Here is an 18,672-nt window from a genome sequence, read left to right as displayed (position 1 = left end):
TCAGGGACGCGATGTCGCTGGAGGAAGCATAATGAAGGTAAAACGGTTTTTCGCTCAGACAATGGCAGAAGCGCTGAAGCAGGTCAGCCACGAAATGGGGCCGGATGCCGTGATTCTCTCCAATCGCCGGGTCGATGGCGGCGTCGAAATTGTGACGGCGCTGGACTACGACGAAAATATGGCGCGCCAGCGGCTTGGTGAAAAAGCCGCGGAGGCAAGCAACGGTTCCCGGCTGGCAGAACTCCAGGCGGAACAGCATCGACGGCTGGAGGAGGAGCTGAACCGGTCCCGGGATCGAATTCGTGAAGTGCGTGAGAAGCGGGCAGCGCAGGGTCAGGGATACGAGAGTGCGTCCTTTGCCGAGTTGCAGGAAGCCGCCTCCGAGGCTTTTCAGTCCGCCGAAGCAGCTCCTGCCCCGCAAACGGGGTATTCCGACGAGCTGGCCCAGATGCGTGCCGAGATCAGTTCCCTCCGGGACATGGTTCGCGGTCAGCAGCCTGTTGTCGAAAAATCGCCAGGCAATGCGGTTCAGCAGCGGCTGGCGGAACGGCTGCAGGAATTCGGCCTCGGCGCAGAACTCGCCGGGTCACTGTCCCGGCGTCACCGGGGCGGCAAGCTTGAGGATGGCTGGAAGCAGTCGCTGAAGATGCTGGCGACAGGGGTCCGGACCGCGCGTCAGGACTGGCTGGATGAAGGCGGCGTTTATGCGCTGGTTGGCCCGACCGGTTCCGGCAAGACGACGACAATCGGCAAGCTGGCGGCTCGCTATGTGCTTCGCCACGGCGACGATTCCCTGGCTCTGGTGACTACCGATCGCTTTCGTGTGGCCGCCCATGAGCAGCTTTTTGTCTTCGGCCGCATCCTGAATGTGCCGGTTCGGGTCGTCGACGAGAGCCATTCCCTGGACGATATCCTCGACGAACTGTCCGACCGTCATCTGGTTCTGATCGATACCGCCGGCCTGACCAGCAGCGATCGCGGTTACCAGGAACAGCTGGCCGAGCTTGCCCGCAGTCATCACAACGTCCGGACCCATCTTGTGGTTTCGGCCACCAGCCAGCCCCGCATCATGAAATCCGTCTGGCATTGCTATAAGATGGCAGAACTCGCGGGCTGCGTCATGACCAAGATCGATGAAGCCCTGACCCTGGGCGAGTCCCTCGGGTTTGTGATGGAAACGGGACTTCCGGTGGCCTGGTACACAGACGGTCAGAGGATTCCCGAAGACCTCCATCACGCAGAGGCCATCCCTCTGGTGAGACTGGCCGTTGAACGGCTCAAAATGCTGCAGCGACAGCAGGCCGTCGCCGAGGGAGCCTGACCCGGGTTCCGCCGTGCCGGATGACGGTTTATCCTGCGGGGATCAAATGCGGTTAACAGAACAATGAGCGTTCGTTGAAACGTGGCAAGAGACAATAGACAGTATGAGCAAAGCACATCCGGTACAGGTGATTGCAGTTTCCGGCGGAAAAGGCGGGGTGGGGAAGAGTAACATCTCGGTTAACCTCGGGATTGCACTGGCGCAGAAAGGCCGGCGGGTAGTCCTGCTGGATGCCGATCTGGGACTTGCCAACATCGACGTCCTGCTCGGAATAACGGCCAGCCGGAACCTGCAGGATGTTCTGGCAGGGGACTGTGACCTTCGGGATGTGCTGGTCAATGGCCCTGGCGGCATCAAGATTGTGCCTGCCTCCTCGGGTACCCAGCGGATGACCCAGCTTACCCCGATGGAGCACGCCGGGCTGATCAACGCTTTCAGCGAGCTGGGCGATCAGATCGATGTGCTTATCGTGGATACCGCGGCGGGCATTTCCGAATCCGTGGTCAGTTTTCTTCGTGCGTCCCAGGAGTTGCTGCTGGTTGTCTGCGACGAACCAACGTCGATTACCGATGCCTATGCGTTGATCAAGCTGATGAATCGTGATTACGGTGTCAACCGCTTCCGGATCCTGGCCAATCAGGTCCGCAACGATCAGGAAGGCCGTCACCTCTTCGAGAAACTGACCCGGGTCACTGAGCGGTTCCTTGATGTGGCACTACAATATGTGGGTATGGTGCCTTACGACGAAGCGGTCAGGAAAGCAGTACAAAGACAGCGTGCCGTTCTTGATGCCTATCCCCGGGCCAAGGCATCCCTCGCCATCAAGGCGCTGGCAGAAAAGGTGGATAACTGGCCATTGCCTTCTTCTCCCCGGGGTCATCTGGAATTTTTTGTGGAGCGGCTCGTCGAAGTCTGAATCGGATCCTGTCAACGAAAAAAACACCGGATAGATGACATTGGCGAAACGTCTGGGAATGTACCACCAAGCTGTTGCCTCGACACCCTCCGGGCTGGTTGAGGAGCATGCACCGCTGGTCAAGAAAATCGCCCTCCACCTGATGGCCCGTCTTCCCGCTTCGGTTCAACTGGAAGATCTCATGCAGGCCGGCATGATCGGTTTGCTGGAAGCGGCACAGCGATACAGTTCCACCGGCGGCGCGACGTTTGAAACCTATGCGGGGATCCGCATCCGCGGCGCGATGGTTGATGAAATTCGCAAAGGCGACTGGGTCCCCCGGTCTGTCCACCGCAATGCCCGACGCATCTCCCAGGCTATCAAGACGGTAGAAGATCGGCTCGGCCGGGAGGCTCAGGACAGCGAAGTTGCCGAAGAGCTGGGTATGGACCTTGCGGAATACCATGCGTCGCTCAGCGACTCGAACGGCGGACGACTTTTTAGCCTCGATGAGCTCAATGAATCCGGCGAGCTGCCGATAGAACATTCAGAAACCAGTGATAATCCCTTTGAGGGGCTGTCTTCTGACGCATTCCGCCGGAGCCTGGCGCAGGCGATCGAGGAACTGCCCGAGCGGGAGAAGCTGGTTCTGAGCCTGTATTACCAGGAGGAGCTGAACCTCAAGGAGATTGGCGCGGTGATCGGTGTCAGCGAAAGCCGCGTCAGCCAGATTCACAGTCAGGCGGCGTTGCGCCTGCGGGGAAGGCTGACAGACTGGCGGGACGAACCGGGCGGCTGAAACTGCGCTCTGTGTTGCAAGTGCTTTCCGGTCTGTAGCTTTTTGGTAAACAGCGCTTTACAACCGGCGCAAACGCCCGACAATAAGCGATTGATTCAAGTGGTGCCGGGGGTTGGGCACTATGCTCAAATGAATGCCGGGAGTGACTAACTGGAGGTCCCATTGGACAAGAACATGAAAATCCTCATTGTGGACGACTTTTCTACGATGAGACGCATCATCAAGAACCTGTTGCGCGATCTCGGTTTCACCAACACGGATGAAGCGGACGATGGCAATTCCGCGCTGCCGATGTTGAAAAGCGGGAAATACGATTTTCTGGTCACCGACTGGAACATGCCAGGTATGTCCGGTTTCGATCTTCTTAAAGCGGTTCGTGCAGACGAAAACCTGAAAAATCTGCCGGTGCTTATGGTTACGGCCGAAGCCAAGCGTGACCAGATCGTGGCCGCCGCCCAGGCCGGTGTGAATGGCTACGTAGTCAAGCCGTTCACTGCCGCCGTTCTCAAGGAGAAGATTGAAAAGATCTTCGAACGAATCCAGTAACCAGAGGTCGGATGGCTCTCATGAGCGATAGCAACAAGAACCATCAGAGCCTCGATCCGGAAGTCGCGGCGAAGCTCGAAAGCCAGTCGGCGGAACTTGCCGAGAGTGTCCAGGCTGGTGATTATGCCCGGGCGATGACCCTGATCAATGAACTGAGTGACACGAGGGATCAGAGTCTGTACCGGGAAGTCGGTCGTCTTACCCGGAGCCTGCACGAGGCCATCCGGAACTTCCAGATCGATCCCCGCAATGCAGAGCAGAAAGAAGCGCTCTCCAAAATGTCTGATGCCTCGGACCGGCTCGAATATGTCGTGCATATGACGGGCCAGGCGGCCAACCGCACGATGGACCTGGTCGAAGTGTCCATGCCGATGGCCCACGCCATCCGGGACGAAGCGCGGGCGCTCAGCACGGAGTGGGCAAGACTGCGGCGCCGGGAGATGGCACCGGCGGAATTCCGGGAGCTGTACGGGCGGATTGACCGGTTTTTCTCAAGTCTTTCCACCGAGGCCGATACTATCTACAGCAACCTCTCGGAAATTCTGTTGGCCCAGGACTTCCAGGATCTGACCGGCCAGGTTATCCAGAAGGTAACCAACCTGGTCAAGGAGGTCGAGGAACATCTTCTGAGCCTGGTGGTCATGGCGAGCCATGTCGATCAGCTCACCGGCACGGTCCATCAGATCGAGGACAAACAGGTTTCGGCCGAAGAGGGCGTTGGGCCGCAGATGAACGCCGAAGAGCGTGATGACGTGGTTTCCGGACAGGACGACGTGGACGATTTGTTGTCCAGTCTCGGTTTTTGACGAAAGAGGGTAGTACATGGCGTTCGATGCTGATGAAGAGATTCTCCAGGATTTTCTGGTCGAAGCCGGAGAGATTCTCGAAAAATTGTCGGAACAGTTGGTCGATCTTGAACAGCATCCCGATGACAGCGATCTGCTCAACGCCATTTTCCGTGGCTTCCATACGGTAAAGGGCGGTGCCGGCTTCCTGCAGCTGGATGCCCTGGTCAACTGCTGTCACTCTGCGGAAAACGTCTTCGATATCCTGCGTAACCACAAACGCAAGGTTGATGCCGAGCTGATGGACGTTGTCCTGGAGGCCCTGGACAACGTCAACGCCATGTTCGAGGAAGTTCGCAACCACGAGGAGCCCACGCCGGCGCCCGATGAACTGATCGCGGCCCTTGATGCCCTGGCAAAGCCCGAGGGGACCGGGGGCAGCGCCACTGCTGACACTCCGGCGTCCGAGCCTGCGTCGACTTCGGCCGATGCCGATGGTGGTGACATCACCGACGACGAATTTGAGCAACTGCTTGATGCGCTTGAGGGCGGTGACCAGAACGATCAGTCTGCCTCCTCTGCTCCAGTGAACGACGAAAGTGCGGGCAAGGAAGGCGGTGATGACGAAATCACCGACGATGAGTTTGAAAAGCTTCTGGACGAGCTGCACGGGGAGGGCAAGTTTTCCGGAGCGCCTCCCGCAGATGCCGCGCCCGAGAAGCCTTCGACTGAAGGCGCAGATGGCAAACCCGGTTCTGGTTCTGAAGACGACCTGATTACCGACGACGAATTCGAGAAGCTGCTGGACGAGTTGCATGGCAAGGGCGGCGCCCCTACTGGAGCCGACAGCGCGGACGGAGGCCAATCACCGGCCAAATCCCAACCGAAACCGGAATCCGCATCCCGCCCCGAGCCCGAGACAGCCAGGGAGCCTGCTGCTCCGAAGGCCGCTGCGAAGCCTGCGACGCCTCCCCGGGAAGCCGCACCAGCGGGCGAGACCACGGTCCGGGTCGACACCAAACGCCTTGATGACATCATGAACATGGTGGGCGAGCTGGTGCTGGTCCGTAATCGCCTTCAGCGACTGGGTAACGCCAGCGAAGATGAGCAGATGCATAAGGCCGTGGCCAACCTCGACGTGGTCACCACCGATTTGCAGTCCGCGGTCATGCAGACCCGCATGCAGCCGATCAAGAAGGTCTTTGGCCGTTTCCCGCGCGTGGTGCGCGATCTGGCCAGAAGCCTCAAGAAAGAAGTCAGCCTGGTCATGCACGGTGAGGAAACAGACCTTGACAAGAACCTGGTGGAAGCCCTTTCGGATCCGCTGGTTCACCTGGTCCGGAACTCTGTTGACCACGGCATTGAGTCACCGGACGTCCGTGAGAAGGCCGGAAAGCCGAGAGCCGGTACTGTCACGCTGTCGGCTGAGCAGGAAGGCGACCATATCCTCCTGACCATCGAAGACGACGGTGCCGGCATGGATCCCGAGAAACTTCGCCAGAAGGCGGTTGAAAAGGGGATTTACGACCAGGACGCCGCGGATCGTCTGACCGACAACGAGTGTTTCAATCTTATCTTTGCAGCCGGCTTTTCGACCAAAGACCAGATCTCTGATGTTTCCGGTCGCGGCGTGGGCATGGATGTGGTGAAAACCAAGATCGGTCAGCTCAATGGCCAGATCAATATCGTGTCGGAACTGGGCAAGGGCACGCGCATCCTTATCAAGGTGCCCCTGACCCTCGCCATCATGCCCACCCTGATGATCATGCTGGGCGATCAGTCCTTTGCGTTGCCTCTGGTGAACGTGGTGGAGATCTTCCACCTGGATCTCACCAAGACCAACATTGTCGACGGGCGAGAGTGTATCGTTGTCCGGGACAAGGTGTTTCCGCTGTTCCACATCAAACGCTGGCTGGTTCGTGGCGAGGCCGGGCAGGCAGAGCCGGAGAATGCCCACGTGGTGATTGTCGCCATGGGCACCAAGCAGGTGGGATTTGTGGTGGACCAGTTGATTGGCCAGGAAGAAGTGGTTATCAAGCCTCTTGGCAGGGCATTGCAGGGCACTCCGGGTATGGCAGGCGCCACGATCACGGGTGATGGTCGCATCGCTTTGATTATTGATGTTCCCAGCCTTTTGCAGAATTACAGTTGATTGTTCACGTCCGGAGACCGGAAAGCCGGCGTATTGGGTAGGAGAAATGGATGACAGTTTCGGTCCTGGTCGTTGATGATTCAGGGTTTTTCCGCAAACGTCTGACGGAAATTCTGGCCGCTTCCGGCCAGATCCGGGTCGTGGGCGCAGCCTCCAACGGACGCGAAGGCGTCGAAATGGCGGAGCGTTTGCGCCCCGACGTGATCACCATGGATTACGAGATGCCTGTAATGGATGGCATCTCGGCGGTCCGTGAAATCATGCGCCGGCACCCAACGCCGGTGCTGATGTTCTCTTCCCTGACATACGAAGGCGCTCGGGTGACGCTTGACGCGCTTGAGGCGGGAGCCGTCGATTTCCTGCCCAAGAACTTCGAGGAGATCGCCCGGGACTCCAGCCAGCTCCAGAAGATCCTCATTGACCGGGTACTTGATGTAGCCAGGAGTCGCCCTGGCGGCGCATCGGCGCCCCGCGCGCGACCGGCCGAACCACAGGCACCACGCCCGACAGACAGACCCCGTGCCGAACATCGGCCCGTAACCCCGGTTCGGGAACGTGTGGAGCGACCTGTCCGGGAACCGGAACCGCCCCGAAGGTCGGCCCATCGCGCGGCGAAGCATTACAGCGTTGTCGGTATCGGTACGTCGACCGGCGGGCCGGTTGCGCTCCAGAAAGTTCTGACGGTCCTGCCTGCTTCGTTTCCGGCGCCGATTGTCCTGGTTCAGCATATGCCCGCCAGCTTCACCCCGGCCTTTGCCGAGCGGTTGAATCGGCTGTGCAAGATCGAGGTCCGCCAGGCGGCGGATGGCGATGTGCTTCGTCCCGGACTGGCACTGCTGGCCCCCGGGGGCAAACAGATGATGATCGAAAGCCGTGGTGGTCAGCCCCGCGTGCGCATTCTGCCCGGTGACGAGCGCCTCAATTACAAGCCCTGTGTGGACGTGACTTTCGGATCCCTTGCCCGTAGCTTTCCCGGCAAGACCCTGGGCGTCATCCTGACCGGCATGGGCGCGGATGGTCGGGAAGGCTGTCGGATGATGAAGCAGACCGGTTCCGATATCTGGTCTCAGGATGAAAAATCCTCCGTGATCTATGGCATGCCCATGGCGGTAGCCAAGGCCGGACTGTCAGACGAGGTCTTGTCGCTGGAAGAAATCGGAGCGCGTCTGGTCGAAGGTGTGTGCTGATGGATATTCTCAGCCTGCTTGGCATCATCCTGGCCTTCGCGGCGATTCTGGGCGGAAACCTCCTGGAAGGGGGGGCACTGGGTTCCCTGTTCAATGGCCCGGCGGCTCTGATTGTCGTTGGCGGCACCCTGGCCGCCACCATCCTGCAAACCTCCTGGCCCCTGCTGAAGCGGGCGTTTGCCCAGTCGCGCTGGGTGTTCCTGCCGCCATTTGTCAGTATGGAGGACGGGATTGGCAAGGTGATCGACTGGAGCGTCAAGGCCCGCAAGCAGGGCTTGCTCGGTCTGGAAGCGCTTGCAGAACGGGAGCCGGAACCTTTTGCCCGTAAAGGGCTCCAGCTCCTGGTTGATGGCGCTGAAACCGAGACCATCCGGGGTATCATGGAAGTAGACCTGGAGTCCCGGGAACAGAGAGATCTCGAGTCGGCCAAGGTGTTTGATGCCATGGGCGGGTATTCTCCGACTATCGGCATCATCGGTGCGGTCATGGGCCTGATTCAGGTCATGACCAACCTGGAAGATCCCCAGACCCTCGGCGGCGGCATTGCGACCGCGTTCGTGGCCACCATTTACGGGGTGGCCCTTGCCAACCTGCTGTTCTTCCCGGTTGCCAACAAGCTTCGGGGCATCGTGCGGGAGCGAACCCGTTACGAGGACATGATGATTGACGGCATCATTGCCATTGCCGAAGGCGAAAACCCCAAATCCATCGAGTTGCGACTGCGGGGATTCCTGCAGTAGGGACAGGCGGGCTCTATGCGGCGACGCAGGCGATCCACTGACGAATTGCATAACAAGGAGCGCTGGCTGATTTCCTACGCGGATTTCATCACGCTGCTGTTCGCTTTTTTTGTGGTCATGTACTCGGTGTCTTCGGTCAACGAAGGGAAGTACAAAGTCCTCTCCGAAACCCTGAACGGCGTGTTCAATGCGCCCCAGCATTCCGTGAATCCCATTACGGTGGGCGAACGTCCCCAGCGATCGGTGAACGCGCCAGCCGACAACGTTATCCCGCCTCCGGTTGCTGAAGCACCGCAAAATCCGCAAGCGGATCTCCAGGCCCGTACCAGGGCCCTGCGTGCCATGGCGGACCAGTTGACCATGGAGTTCGATGAACTGATCAACCAGGGCGTGGTCACGCTCGAAACCAGCGACAAATGGCTGGAGTTGAACCTTCCGAACAGCATGCTGTTCGGAAGTGGTGACGCGGAGCCTCACTACGATGCCTTTGACGTGGTGGAAAAGATTGCCAGCGTTCTCCGGGATCGTGACAACGCGGTTCGGGTCGAGGGATTCACCGACAACCAGCCAATCAGCACGTCGAAATTTCCGTCCAACTGGGAGCTGGCTGCCGCCCGTGCCGCTGCGGTTGTCCGAATGCTGGTCCGGGAGGGCGTCGAGCCGGAACGGTTGGCCGCCGTGGGGTATGGTCAGTACCAGCCAGTCGCACGCAACGACACTGATGCCGGACGGCGCCGAAACCGACGCGTGGTCTTGTTGATTTCCAGGGATGCCAGTATCCGCGGTGCCATGCGTTAACGCCTCTGCGGCGGATGCGTATAGGTTGATGGCATGATTTCTGTATTAATAGCTGTTCAGGGTCGGTAGGCGGCAAGGGCTTGCCGTGGCCGTCAGGTCAGGAGGAGCTCAAGTTGAGGGGACTCCGGCCGATAAACGCCAAACAGCGCCGGCTTTGCGGTGGCAGAAAGGTATTGGAGGCACAACAGTGCGAATCTGGGCAGTAGCGAATCAAAAAGGCGGGGTCGGTAAAACGACATCCGTCGTCACCCTGGGAGGGCTTCTGGCAGAGCGGGGCCACCGGGTGTTGGTGATGGACCTGGATCCCCATGGGTCTCTCACCAGCTGGTTTGGCTACGATCCAGACACGCTCAAGCACAGCGTTTTCGATCTTTTCCAGCACCAGGGCAAGGTTCCCGAAGGATTGCCGGCACAGCTCGTGACCGAGACGTCGTGCCCGGGATTGTCCCTGTTGCCTGCGAGCACCGCCCTGGCAACTCTTGAGCGGCGAATGGTGGGTGTCGAGGGTATGGGTTTGATCATCTCCCGGGCGCTCGCCCAGCTCTGGGATGACTTCGATTATGTGCTTCTCGATAATACCCCCTCCCTCGGCGTGCTTATGGTCAATGCTCTGGCCGCGGCCCAGCACCTGATCATTCCGGTACAAACCGAATTCCTGGCGATCAAGGGGCTCGAGCGCATGCTGCACACGTTGCAGATGATCATGCGGTCCCAGAAGAACGAGCTTCCCTATACCATCGTACCTACACTCTACGATCGTCGGACGCAGGCTTCGGTCAAGAGCCTGAACCTGTTACGCAAGACCTATCCGGACACACTCTGGCGATTCGCTATCCCGGTGGATACCAAGTTCCGTGATGCCAGCCAGGGTGGCATTGTGCCGTCGGCGCTGGATGCCGAAACCCATGGCGTCCGGGCCTACACACACCTTCTGGACGATCTCCTCGCCCGGGCCGGGGCGGTGAAGGAGCGTCAGCATGGCTGACGAAAAATTGACAAGGCTGGCGGATCCGGAAGCGGCCATTGCCAGTTATCTTGATGAGCTGCTTCATACCGCAACGGATGCGGCGTCGAAAGAGGAGGTTGAACTCCCCGCAGCCAGAACGACAGAACCAGAGGTTCAGGCCAGGACCGACGTCCGGACAAAAGCGGAAAGTGTCAGCAAGGCACCTCCGCGAGAGCGCGCCCGCGTTACGCCCGTTGTCAAAAGGCCGACACCGGCCCGGGTTCCAGTCCAGGACACCGCGGTTCCCGAGGCGGCCTCGGTCCCCGAGACCAATACAGAAACGGAATTGAGAGCCCAGCCCGGTCCGGAAGCCGCGCCTCCGGCGCGTCCCGATTGGTCGGAATCGCCCTTTGAATGTCTGATCTTTACCGTTGCCGGGCTTCAGCTTGCCGTGCCACTTGTCCTGTTGGGGGCGATTCACCGGATCGAAGAGGAGATTCGTCCCATTCCCGGTAGTCCCCGATGGTACATGGGCATTCGGGCGGACGCCGACCAGAATCTGAGAGTCGTCGATACGGCGGAATGGATTATGGCCGGTCGTGTGCCTGCCGGCGCCCGGGAAAACTACCGTTTCGTGATCCGTCTGGACGACAGTGACTGGGGGTTGGCGTGCGACGATGTCGCCCAGTCGTTCACGCTCAAGCCGGATGAGGTGCGCTGGCGCACGGCCCGGAGCAAGCGCCCGTGGCTGGCGGGAACAGTGATTGATCAGATGTGTGCGCTTATTGATGTCCGGACCATGGCCAATCTGTTGGTTCGGGCCGAAAGAGAGCATCATCTGGATCTGAGTTGAGTGTACACAACGGTTACGGATTGAAACCGTGCCAGGGTGGCACGGTTTGTGCCCTTAACGATAGTATTGGGCACTGATGATGGATTTTTGACGATCAGGTTGCCCGCCGGGCAGCCCACGAGGAGAAAGAGCGTTATGGCATCCCCGAGCGGACAACAGAATCAGGTCCAGGATGATCAGGTACTGCAGTACGTAACCTTCAAGCTGGATGACGAAACCTATGGCATCAATGTCATGCAGATTCAGGAAGTGTTGCGCTACACCGAGATTGCCCCGGTGCCGGGTGCCCCGGATTATGTTCTGGGCATCATCAACCTTCGGGGTAACGTGGTTACGGTGATCGACACTCGTCGCCGTTTCGGTCTGGCGGATGCCGAAGTGACCGACGCTACGCGGATCGTGGTGATGGAATCCTCGAACCAGGTGATGGGCATCCTTGTGGATTCCGTGGCCGAGGTGGTGTACCTGAAAGCCAGTGAAATCGAGACGGCACCCAACGTGGGGAACGAGGAGAGCGCCAAGTTCATCCAGGGTGTCTGCAACAAGAACGGTGAACTCATCATTCTGGTTGAGTTCGACAAGATGCTGTCAGAGGACGAGTGGGCTGAAATCGCCACTCTGTAAGGCCCGGTAGCCATACAGACGAACGACGGATGACCCTCGCCTCGGCTAAACGGGAGACGTCCGTCATGTTCGATCAAATTTCTGCCTATCTTCCCTGGACCTTTGCGGCTGCGGCGTTCGTGTTGCTGTTCGTCCAGGGTATCCTTCATCGTCGTCAGGTCGAGCGCTTGCAACGGTCCGTCAAGGAGCGTTGCGATATTCTCGGCAAGGAATTGCACGCCACCGCCAGTGGCAGCATGGGCATGGGCCAGCGCGTGGTCACCTGCGAACGCCAGCTCCATGAATTACGCTCCGTCATCGACGAGATGCGCCAGAACGATCCCCTCCGGATTTCCTACGATGAAGCATCGCGCCTGGTTGATCTTGGCGCCGATATCGACGATCTTATGAACACATGCGGCATATCCCGTCCCGAGGCCGAACTCGTGTCTGCTCTGAGGAAACGACAGGTGGCCTGACTCTTCGATGTAATGGACGTTTGTGGATGAAGAAGATCTCCCCGAGGGCCCAGACGGCCCTCCTTGCAGTTTCCCGTCATGAATTCGTCGCCGGTTCCGATCTGGCTCCTTCCATTACCGGTCACTCCATTCCCCGAGAAGAAATCGTTCAGCACCTGCTGTCCCTGATGCCGGAAATCGAGCCGGACCAGACGGTCATGCACGTCGGCGGCGGCTCTGGCTACCTGGCTGCGGTGTTGTCCGAGTTGGCGCATCGGGTCATCTATGTGGAGCGTAATCCGGTGGTGGCGGAGGCTGCCCGCGCCCGCTTTTTCCGGCTCGGCATGCACAATGTGGATGTGGTCACCTCGGACATTGCCGAGTTGCCCGCTCTTGAAGGCGACTGTGATCTGATTCTCTGTACCACCTTCGTGCCCAGGCCGGAGATTATGGCGCCTTATCTCAGGGAAGGGGGCTCGCTGATCTGTCTGGAGGGGCGGGCCGGCCCGGTGCCCAGCCTGGCGATGTTCGAGAAACGGGGTGAGGCACTGAACCGGGTCAGGACGCTTGGCTGGGTGGACTTCAACCGCAATGCGGAGCAGATCCTGATCGATCTCGGGGTCATCGATGAAAAAATGCTTGCCGAGGCCCGGACCGAGGCAGCAAAGAGCAACTCGCGAGTGCTCGACCTGATTCGTCGGAAACTCAATCTTGATGAGATCGACCTGTATCGAAAGCTTGCGCAACAACGTGGCATGACGTTCGTGGATGCCGAGGAACTGATGCCCCAGTTGCAGCCGGCCCTGTTTCGTCGTTTCTCTCGGACGTTTCTGGACCTTTCACGAATGGTTCCGGTCAGGGAGAGCGGCGGGCAGATCACGGTGATTACCGACGATCCCGATGCCCGGACCGATCAGCTTGAACGACTCACGCCCCAGTCGTCGATTCAGTGCCTGTTGGTCACGCCTACCGATTTCCGGCGTATCTGGTCATCCCTGGATCTGACGGCCAAGGGACGCCAGTTTGTGGCCGACCACTCCCAGGCGCCCGGAGAAAAGCCGGAGCCATCCCGGGCCCGTTCGGAACCGCTTGGCGATGCGGACAGTCATCACCATGTCAGCCCCTATCTGGTGTCGGTGTACGAGGCGATCCTGCTGGACGCGGTCAGCGAAAAGGCCAGTGACATCCATATCGAACAATACGGCGAGCGGGTCCGGATTCGTCTTCGGGTAGACGGGGAGTTGCATGACCTCCCGCAGTACCAGCTAACGCCCCGTGAACTGCGCGGCGTCATCAACGTGATCAAACTGCGGGCCGAGCTGAATATTGCGGAACACCGGTTACCGCAGGGTGGTCGTTCCCAGCTCAAGATGGGCGACAATTACTTTGATCTCCGGGTGCAGACACAACCCTCCCTTCACGGAGAGCATGCGGTTATCCGGTTGCTCCCCCAGACCGGCCGGGCAATGACCATCTCGGAACTGGGCATGTCCAGTGTGATTGGCGCTCGTTACCAGCGTCTGCTGGACAACCCTGCTGGCCTGGTGCTGGTGGTGGGCCCTACGGGGTCGGGTAAATCCACGACCCTGTACGCCGGTCTCCAGAACCTGGCGGATGATGGGCGCCGAAAGGTGATCACCGTCGAGGACCCCATCGAGTATTCGATCGACAACATACAGCAGACCCGGGTTCGGGCCGACATCGGTTTCAGCTTTGCCGATGCCATGCGATCCTTTGTTCGTGAGGATCCGGATGTCATTCTGGTGGGTGAGATCCGGGATCAGGAAACCGCCCTGGAGGCGATTCGCGCTTCCCAGACCGGGCATGTTGTGTTGTCCACGCTGCACTCGAACGATGCGGTGGACTCCCTGCAGCGACTTTATGATCTCGGGATTCATCCCAACTCCATCGCGGGTGAACTGCTGGCGGTCATTGCACAACGGTTGGCCAAGCGCATCTGCACGCATTGCCGGCGACCGGCAGAGCCGGAACCGATGATCCTGTCGGAGCTGTTTCCAGACGGCGCACCGGCGAATTTCCAGTGTTTTGAGGGCGAGGGCTGTGACAAGTGCAACGGTCGCGGCACCGTTGGTCGTGTCGCGATCGTCGAGTACCTTGAGGTGAACGCCGATATCCGGAACGCCATCTCCAGCCAGCCTCCCATTGGTGAGTTGCGCTGGCGCGCGCTCGATGCCGGCCTGATCACCATGCGCGACAGTGCCCTGGATCAGGTCATCGAGGGGGTTATCCCCCTGTCAGAATTACCGCGTATCCTGCCCCGGGAGCGAATGGCTCCGGAAATCCGGGGCGGCCGTAGGAGTCTCCAATGACAGACCCAACCCCCACTGATGGTCACAAGGCAGCCCAGCGTGAGCCTGCCGAAGTGGTCTATGCCGATGAACTGAAAAAGCTGGCAGAGACGGACTCGGGACCGGTCCCTCCAGGCTGGTTGATGTCGCCCCGTGCGGTGGAGAGGTTCGTTCTCGGAGATCCGGAACACGGCATTGAACGGAAATTCGTGGCCGAACGGGCCATGGTGGTCCGGATCATCATCTCGCTATGCACCACACGCGGCTGCTTGCTGGTCGGGGAACCGGGGACGGCAAAATCCTGGCTCTCCGAACTTCTGGCCGCGGCGATTTCCGGCTCGTCCACGCTGACCCTTCAGGGGGGCGCCATCAGCCAGGTGGGGCAACTGCTATACAGCTGGAACGAGGCCATTCTCAAACAGAGAGGGCCATGCCGCGAGGCATTGGTACCCAGCCCGCTGCTCCGGGGCATGATGGAAGGTCGGCTCGTCCGTTTCGAGGAGGTGGCTCGTTGCCCCCAGGCGCTGCAGGATGCGCTGCTGTCGGTGCTGTCCGACAGGGTGGTGATCATTCCGGAGCTTGAGGGTGAGGAGGGTGTTGTCCTGTCCCGGGAAGGTTTCAACGTGGTTGCCACTTCCAACAGCATTGATGAGGGCGTCCACGCCATGAGCGCCGCACTCAAGCGCCGGATGGATTTTGAGGAGATTCGTCCAATTCCGCACCTGGCCGATGAACTGGATGTGGTTCTGCGGGAAGTCCGGAAAGCGAACGTTGCGGCCGGTGTGGCTGCCGAGCCGGATGACGCGGCGCTCGAGGTTCTGGTGACCATGTTCCACGAACTCCGAAACGGTCAGACCCTGGACGGTCGGAGTACAGATCGCCTGGCCGGGGCCGCCCTGTCGACGGCTGAAGCGGTTGCAGTTGCTCACGCGGCCAGCCTGAACGCCTGGTATTACGGTGGCGGAGGACTGACGGTGGAGCATCTGATGCACCATGTGATTGGTTCGGCCCTGAAGGATCAGCCCGAGGATCGCCGTCGTCTCCGGCATTATTTCGAAACTGCGGTTTCCGGCCGCCGTGGCAAACACTGGGAACAGGTCTGGGCGATGCGATCACTGATCCGCTGAGGGTGATGGCTTGTCCTGGCCGGCATCGTCCGGTGTCCGGCCCTGGATGTGGAAGGCAAAGGCCAGAATCTCCGCGATGACGCGGTACAGCGTCTCCGGTATTTCGTCGTTCAGGGACAGTCTCGCAAGAATGGCAGCCAGTTCCGGGTTTTCGTACAGGGGCACATTGTGCTCGCGGGCGATCCGGATAATTTCATCGGCCAGCTCGTAGGTGCCGGTTGCGGTGACCGTCGGCGCCCGTTCGCCGTCGTACTTGAGGGCGACGGCGGCGCGGGATCCCTCAGTGTTTCGTTGGTCGTCGGTCTGGTTCATGCGCGGGTGTCCACCAATCTGTGTTCGAGTCGTGTCTCGGTCTGCCGGGGTTTGCCCAGGCGGGACTCCAGCTCTGTGACTTCCAGCCCGAGGTCACTCAGGCTTTTTCTCAGCGCCGGAAGTTGCTCATTCACCTGCCTGAGCGTGGCTTGCCGTTCCGCCCATACCTGCGCCCCTACGGAGGTTTGGCTGATGGCCACGTCAAAGTGCAGGGGGCCAGCCTCGTCCAGGTCGATCACCAGGTTCAGTCGCCATTCACTGACCGCCCGTTTCCTGGCCGAGTCGGCTTCGCTCCCTTCTCGACCGTTCTGTTCGATTCTCAATTGAGCCACCCTGGGCTCCTGTTGAGCGTTGAGCCAGGGCAACTCCAGCAGCATGGTGGATGTCGGTGCGCCGGTTTCGCCGCCCGCTCTGGTGGTCAGAACCTGGCTGTGCAACTGGTTGACGGTAATGCGATTGAGCATGCCTGCCAGCATTCGGAGTGTCTGGCCGACCGAAGCTGCTTCGTCTGCCTGTGCCGCGGCGGGCGGTGGCGCAGGCTGGGCAGTGGGAAACTGGAGGGGAGCCTGCAGGAGTTCCGGACTTTGCAGGGGGACAATCCGGTTGAACTCGCTGGTCGGTTGGCTGCGCTGTGCGAGAAGGGCCGAAACGACTCTCATCAGGGCGAGTTTCAGGTCTGCAGCCGGGGTGTCCGATGCACGCGTCAGCCGGCTTTCCGCAAACAGGCCACTGTCCGTGAGCCACTGGCGGATGGTCGCCGGTGCCTGTTCCGAGCGCCCCGATCCGGGTTTGAAACTCGTTGGGTCGGGCATGCGGGCCAACACCTGCTCCAGTGCTTGCCGGGCTGGTTCAGGAAGTGTCTGGGGAGTCACCATCGAGGGCAGCTGTCCGGGGCCGGGATCCGGTCGGAGACCGCTGGTCAGTGCTTTCGCCAGGGTGGCGAGCCCGGGACCCAATGATTGTTGCCAGGGCAGCCTTTGCGCCAGCGCACGGGCAATGGTCGCCTCGGGGGCTTCGGGCAATTTCCCCATCAGGCGCAATTCATTACCGGCACGCATGATCCGAAGCCAGTCACCGGGCTCGACTTTGACCTCGCGCAGCGCGGCCTCCACCAACAAAGGTTTGTTGCGGACCTCCAGCAACAGCTCCGGCGGTGCGCCTTTGCTCTGAATCACTTCCGCCACCCGCGCGAGAACAGCTTCGTTGTTTCGCAGTTGCAGCTGGTCCAGCAGTTGGCGCGCCGCCGGAAGGGGATTGGCGGAGGCAGAGCCGGATCGGGCGGATGGCTGGCCCGAGGGCTGAATGGGCAGGTTGCCGGGAAGCTTCATAATGGCCAATTTTGATGCTGAGCAAGAGTATTCCGGAGGCGCTTTCGTTATAATACGCGCCGCCGGCACCGGTTGCCGTGAGTGATGTCTGCACCCGTCGTGTCAGTCATGAATGTATGTGATGCCACTAAACCGAGCATCGCCTGAATCTGAGGCCCTGATGTCCGAGCCGTTACTACAGGCTGTCAATCTTGAGTGTGAACGGGATGAGCGGACGCTGTTCCGCAACCTTTCCTTCTCAATACTGCCCGGTACAGTGACGCGTGTCGAGGGTCCGAATGGCTCGGGTAAAACCACGCTCCTGAGGATACTCGCCGGGCTGAACGACGCCTGGACCGGAGAACTGCTCTGGTGTGGTGAGCCACGGCACCTCAGACGCGAAAGCTTTCTGAGAAATATGCTGTACCTGGGGCACCGCCCCGGCATCAAGCCCTTGCTGACGCCACTGGAAAACCTTCGGGCACTGACGGCCGGTCGTTATCCAATGGACGACGAGGTGTTGATTCGAGCCCTTTCCGGGACCGGCCTGGAGGGCTTCGAGCACGTGCCCAGCCGGAATCTGTCTGCGGGTCAGCAGCGCAGGGTTGCCCTGGCGCGTTTATTGATTGCAGACGAGCCACTCTGGTTGCTCGATGAGGTGTTCACTGCCATTGATGCCCAGGGCGTTGAGGCGATTGAGGCGTTGCTGCAACAGCGTGCAGACGAGGGGGGAGCGGTGGTTGTTACCACTCACCACGATCTGGATCTGCCGGCCATGCAACGGATTACCCTGGGCGAAGGTGACTGGGATGACAGCTAAAGCGCCGGACATACGGCCGGTGACCGCCAGTGTCGGGGTGGGTCAGGCCATGAAAAGCGTTTTCCTGAGGGATGTACGGGTCGCGTTTCGTCAGAGGCAGGATCTGCTCAACCCCCTGCTTTTCTTCGTCATGGTGGTGACCCTATTCCCCCTTGGGGTTAGTCCGGAAGTGTCATTTCTACGGGAAGCCGGAGCCGGTATCCTGTGGGTAGCGGCGCTGTTGTCGGTGTTGCTGTCGCTGGATCACCTGTTCCGTCACGATTTTGACGACGGAACACTGGAACAGCTGGTGCTCCAGCCCCAGCCGCTGTTCCTGCTGGTACTGGCCAAGACGGTGGCACACTGGATACTGACCGGTTTGCCACTGGTGGTGCTGACACCGGTTTTGGGGGTTATGGTGCAGTTGCCGGGGAACTCCATCGCTGTTCTGTGTCTAACGCTGCTGATCGGCACTCCGGTACTGAGCCTGATCGGTTCGATCGGAGCGGCCCTGACGCTGGGATTGCGGTCGGCGGGAGTGTTATTGTCCCTGCTGATCATTCCGCTGTACATTCCCGTCCTGATCTTCGGAACGGGGACGGTCGCAGCCGCCTCAGAGGGCGCGCCAGTGGGAGCGTATCTGGCGTTGATGGGCGCATTTCTGGTGCTGGCGGTGACGTTGGCACCCTTCGCGTCAGCGGCAGCTCTGAAAATAAGTTTGTCCAACAGCTAATC

19 protein-coding genes are annotated in these 18,672 nt (G+C 60.0%); 17 read left to right on the top strand and 2 right to left on the bottom strand.

Annotation, left to right across the window (positions count from 1 at the left end):
• Positions 1–31: 31 nt before the first annotated feature.
• The 15 genes from flhF (at position 32) to MSNKSG1_RS08220 (ending at position 15,519) form a co-directional block, all read left to right on the top strand.
• Positions 32–1,321, top strand: a complete 1,290-nt coding sequence (gene flhF / locus MSNKSG1_RS08295; RefSeq protein WP_008938803.1) for a flagellar biosynthesis protein FlhF — start codon at positions 32–34, stop codon at positions 1,319–1,321.
• A 103-nt stretch (positions 1,322–1,424) separates the two neighbouring features.
• Positions 1,425–2,237 (top strand): MinD/ParA family protein, encoded by an 813-nt coding sequence (locus MSNKSG1_RS08285; RefSeq protein ID WP_008938802.1) that lies wholly within the window; start codon positions 1,425–1,427, stop codon positions 2,235–2,237.
• A 34-nt stretch (positions 2,238–2,271) separates the two neighbouring features.
• Complete coding sequence (locus tag MSNKSG1_RS08280; RefSeq protein ID WP_008938801.1) at positions 2,272–3,015, top strand: RNA polymerase sigma factor FliA; 744 nt, start codon at positions 2,272–2,274, stop codon at positions 3,013–3,015.
• A gap of 162 nt (positions 3,016–3,177) precedes the next feature.
• Positions 3,178–3,561, top strand: coding sequence for a chemotaxis response regulator CheY (gene cheY / locus MSNKSG1_RS08275; RefSeq protein ID WP_008938800.1), 384 nt, complete (start codon positions 3,178–3,180; stop codon positions 3,559–3,561).
• A gap of 20 nt (positions 3,562–3,581) precedes the next feature.
• Positions 3,582–4,367 (top strand): protein phosphatase CheZ, encoded by a 786-nt coding sequence (locus tag MSNKSG1_RS08270; protein WP_040886816.1) that lies wholly within the window; start codon positions 3,582–3,584, stop codon positions 4,365–4,367.
• 16 nt (positions 4,368–4,383) lie between these two features.
• On the top strand, positions 4,384–6,498 hold the full coding sequence (locus MSNKSG1_RS08265; RefSeq protein WP_008938798.1) for a chemotaxis protein CheA: 2,115 nt from the start codon (positions 4,384–4,386) through the stop codon (positions 6,496–6,498).
• A gap of 50 nt (positions 6,499–6,548) precedes the next feature.
• The gene (locus MSNKSG1_RS08260) at positions 6,549–7,685 is read left to right on the top strand and encodes a protein-glutamate methylesterase/protein-glutamine glutaminase (protein WP_008938797.1); all 1,137 of its coding nucleotides are present in this window, start codon (positions 6,549–6,551) and stop codon (positions 7,683–7,685) included.
• Positions 7,685–8,425: a flagellar motor protein gene (locus MSNKSG1_RS08255; protein WP_008938796.1), complete on the top strand. Its 741-nt coding sequence runs from the start codon at positions 7,685–7,687 to the stop codon at positions 8,423–8,425. The genes MSNKSG1_RS08260 and MSNKSG1_RS08255 overlap by 1 nt, the downstream gene beginning before the upstream one ends.
• Before the next feature lie 15 nt (positions 8,426–8,440).
• Positions 8,441–9,223 carry a flagellar motor protein MotD gene (gene motD, locus MSNKSG1_RS08250; RefSeq protein ID WP_008938795.1) on the top strand — a complete coding sequence of 261 codons (783 nt, stop codon included), beginning with the start codon at positions 8,441–8,443 and terminating at the stop codon, positions 9,221–9,223.
• Positions 9,224–9,410: 187 nt separating this feature from the next.
• Positions 9,411–10,208, top strand: a complete 798-nt coding sequence (locus MSNKSG1_RS08245; RefSeq protein ID WP_008938794.1) for a ParA family protein — start codon at positions 9,411–9,413, stop codon at positions 10,206–10,208.
• Positions 10,201–11,022 carry a chemotaxis protein CheW gene (locus MSNKSG1_RS08240; RefSeq protein ID WP_008938793.1) on the top strand — a complete coding sequence of 274 codons (822 nt, stop codon included), beginning with the start codon at positions 10,201–10,203 and terminating at the stop codon, positions 11,020–11,022. The genes MSNKSG1_RS08245 and MSNKSG1_RS08240 overlap by 8 nt, the downstream gene beginning before the upstream one ends.
• Before the next feature lie 135 nt (positions 11,023–11,157).
• Positions 11,158–11,646 (top strand): chemotaxis protein CheW, encoded by a 489-nt coding sequence (locus MSNKSG1_RS08235; RefSeq protein WP_008938792.1) that lies wholly within the window; start codon positions 11,158–11,160, stop codon positions 11,644–11,646.
• 65 nt (positions 11,647–11,711) lie between these two features.
• A complete protein-coding gene (locus tag MSNKSG1_RS08230; protein ID WP_008938791.1) occupies positions 11,712–12,104 on the top strand; it encodes a DUF2802 domain-containing protein in 393 nt (130 codons plus the stop codon).
• Positions 12,105–12,130: 26 nt separating this feature from the next.
• On the top strand, positions 12,131–14,413 hold the full coding sequence (locus MSNKSG1_RS08225; RefSeq protein WP_008938790.1) for an ATPase, T2SS/T4P/T4SS family: 2,283 nt from the start codon (positions 12,131–12,133) through the stop codon (positions 14,411–14,413).
• Entirely contained in the window at positions 14,410–15,519 is a 1,110-nt protein-coding gene (locus tag MSNKSG1_RS08220; RefSeq protein WP_008938789.1) for an ATP-binding protein, read from the top strand. Before MSNKSG1_RS08225 ends, MSNKSG1_RS08220 begins: the two co-directional genes overlap by 4 nt.
• Here MSNKSG1_RS08220 and MSNKSG1_RS08215 read toward each other — a convergent pair.
• Together MSNKSG1_RS08215 and fliK are read right to left on the bottom strand one after the other, a co-directional pair.
• On the bottom strand, positions 15,505–15,831 hold the full coding sequence (locus tag MSNKSG1_RS08215; RefSeq protein WP_008938788.1) for an EscU/YscU/HrcU family type III secretion system export apparatus switch protein: 327 nt from the start codon (positions 15,829–15,831) through the stop codon (positions 15,505–15,507). The genes MSNKSG1_RS08220 and MSNKSG1_RS08215 overlap by 15 nt on opposite strands.
• Entirely contained in the window at positions 15,828–17,159 is a 1,332-nt protein-coding gene (gene fliK / locus MSNKSG1_RS08210) for a flagellar hook-length control protein FliK (protein ID WP_040886722.1), read from the bottom strand. The genes MSNKSG1_RS08215 and fliK overlap by 4 nt, the downstream gene beginning before the upstream one ends.
• Positions 17,160–17,319: 160 nt before the next feature.
• Here fliK and ccmA point away from each other — a divergent pair, with 160 nt between their 5' ends.
• Together ccmA and ccmB are read left to right on the top strand one after the other, a co-directional pair.
• Positions 17,320–17,958: a cytochrome c biogenesis heme-transporting ATPase CcmA gene (gene ccmA, locus MSNKSG1_RS08205; protein ID WP_008938786.1), complete on the top strand. Its 639-nt coding sequence runs from the start codon at positions 17,320–17,322 to the stop codon at positions 17,956–17,958.
• The gene (ccmB, locus tag MSNKSG1_RS08200) at positions 17,948–18,670 is read left to right on the top strand and encodes a heme exporter protein CcmB (RefSeq protein ID WP_008938785.1); all 723 of its coding nucleotides are present in this window, start codon (positions 17,948–17,950) and stop codon (positions 18,668–18,670) included. Before ccmA ends, ccmB begins: the two co-directional genes overlap by 11 nt.
• Positions 18,671–18,672 lie beyond the last annotated feature (2 nt).

The organism is Marinobacter santoriniensis NKSG1, from assembly GCF_000347775.1.
In the GTDB taxonomy this organism is placed as follows: Bacteria; Pseudomonadota; Gammaproteobacteria; order Pseudomonadales; family Oleiphilaceae; genus Marinobacter; species Marinobacter santoriniensis.
The sequence above is the reverse complement of the archived record's forward strand: the minus strand, read 5'-3'. Positions and strand labels throughout refer to the sequence as shown.

Bases quoted from the DNA above. Each gene is read 5' to 3' on its own strand.
- MSNKSG1_RS08265 (WP_008938798.1), top strand. From the start codon at position 4,384: ATGGCGTTCGATGCTGATGAAGAGATTCTCCAGGATTTTCTGGTCGAA.
- MSNKSG1_RS08285 (WP_008938802.1), top strand. From the start codon at position 1,425: ATGAGCAAAGCACATCCGGTACAGGTGATTGCAGTTTCCGGCGGAAAA.
- ccmA (WP_008938786.1), top strand. From the start codon at position 17,320: ATGTCCGAGCCGTTACTACAGGCTGTCAATCTTGAGTGTGAACGGGAT.
- MSNKSG1_RS08230 (WP_008938791.1), top strand. From the start codon at position 11,712: ATGTTCGATCAAATTTCTGCCTATCTTCCCTGGACCTTTGCGGCTGCG.
- MSNKSG1_RS08280 (WP_008938801.1), top strand. From the start codon at position 2,272: ATGACATTGGCGAAACGTCTGGGAATGTACCACCAAGCTGTTGCCTCG.
- MSNKSG1_RS08235 (WP_008938792.1), top strand. From the start codon at position 11,158: ATGGCATCCCCGAGCGGACAACAGAATCAGGTCCAGGATGATCAGGTA.
- flhF (WP_008938803.1), top strand. From the start codon at position 32: ATGAAGGTAAAACGGTTTTTCGCTCAGACAATGGCAGAAGCGCTGAAG.
- MSNKSG1_RS08270 (WP_040886816.1), top strand. From the start codon at position 3,582: ATGAGCGATAGCAACAAGAACCATCAGAGCCTCGATCCGGAAGTCGCG.
- MSNKSG1_RS08225 (WP_008938790.1), top strand. From the start codon at position 12,131: ATGAAGAAGATCTCCCCGAGGGCCCAGACGGCCCTCCTTGCAGTTTCC.
- MSNKSG1_RS08240 (WP_008938793.1), top strand. From the start codon at position 10,201: ATGGCTGACGAAAAATTGACAAGGCTGGCGGATCCGGAAGCGGCCATT.
- MSNKSG1_RS08220 (WP_008938789.1), top strand. From the start codon at position 14,410: ATGACAGACCCAACCCCCACTGATGGTCACAAGGCAGCCCAGCGTGAG.
- motD (WP_008938795.1), top strand. From the start codon at position 8,441: ATGCGGCGACGCAGGCGATCCACTGACGAATTGCATAACAAGGAGCGC.
- fliK (WP_040886722.1), bottom strand. From the start codon at position 17,159: ATGAAGCTTCCCGGCAACCTGCCCATTCAGCCCTCGGGCCAGCCATCC.
- MSNKSG1_RS08255 (WP_008938796.1), top strand. From the start codon at position 7,685: ATGGATATTCTCAGCCTGCTTGGCATCATCCTGGCCTTCGCGGCGATT.
- ccmB (WP_008938785.1), top strand. From the start codon at position 17,948: ATGACAGCTAAAGCGCCGGACATACGGCCGGTGACCGCCAGTGTCGGG.
- MSNKSG1_RS08260 (WP_008938797.1), top strand. From the start codon at position 6,549: ATGACAGTTTCGGTCCTGGTCGTTGATGATTCAGGGTTTTTCCGCAAA.
- MSNKSG1_RS08215 (WP_008938788.1), bottom strand. From the start codon at position 15,831: ATGAACCAGACCGACGACCAACGAAACACTGAGGGATCCCGCGCCGCC.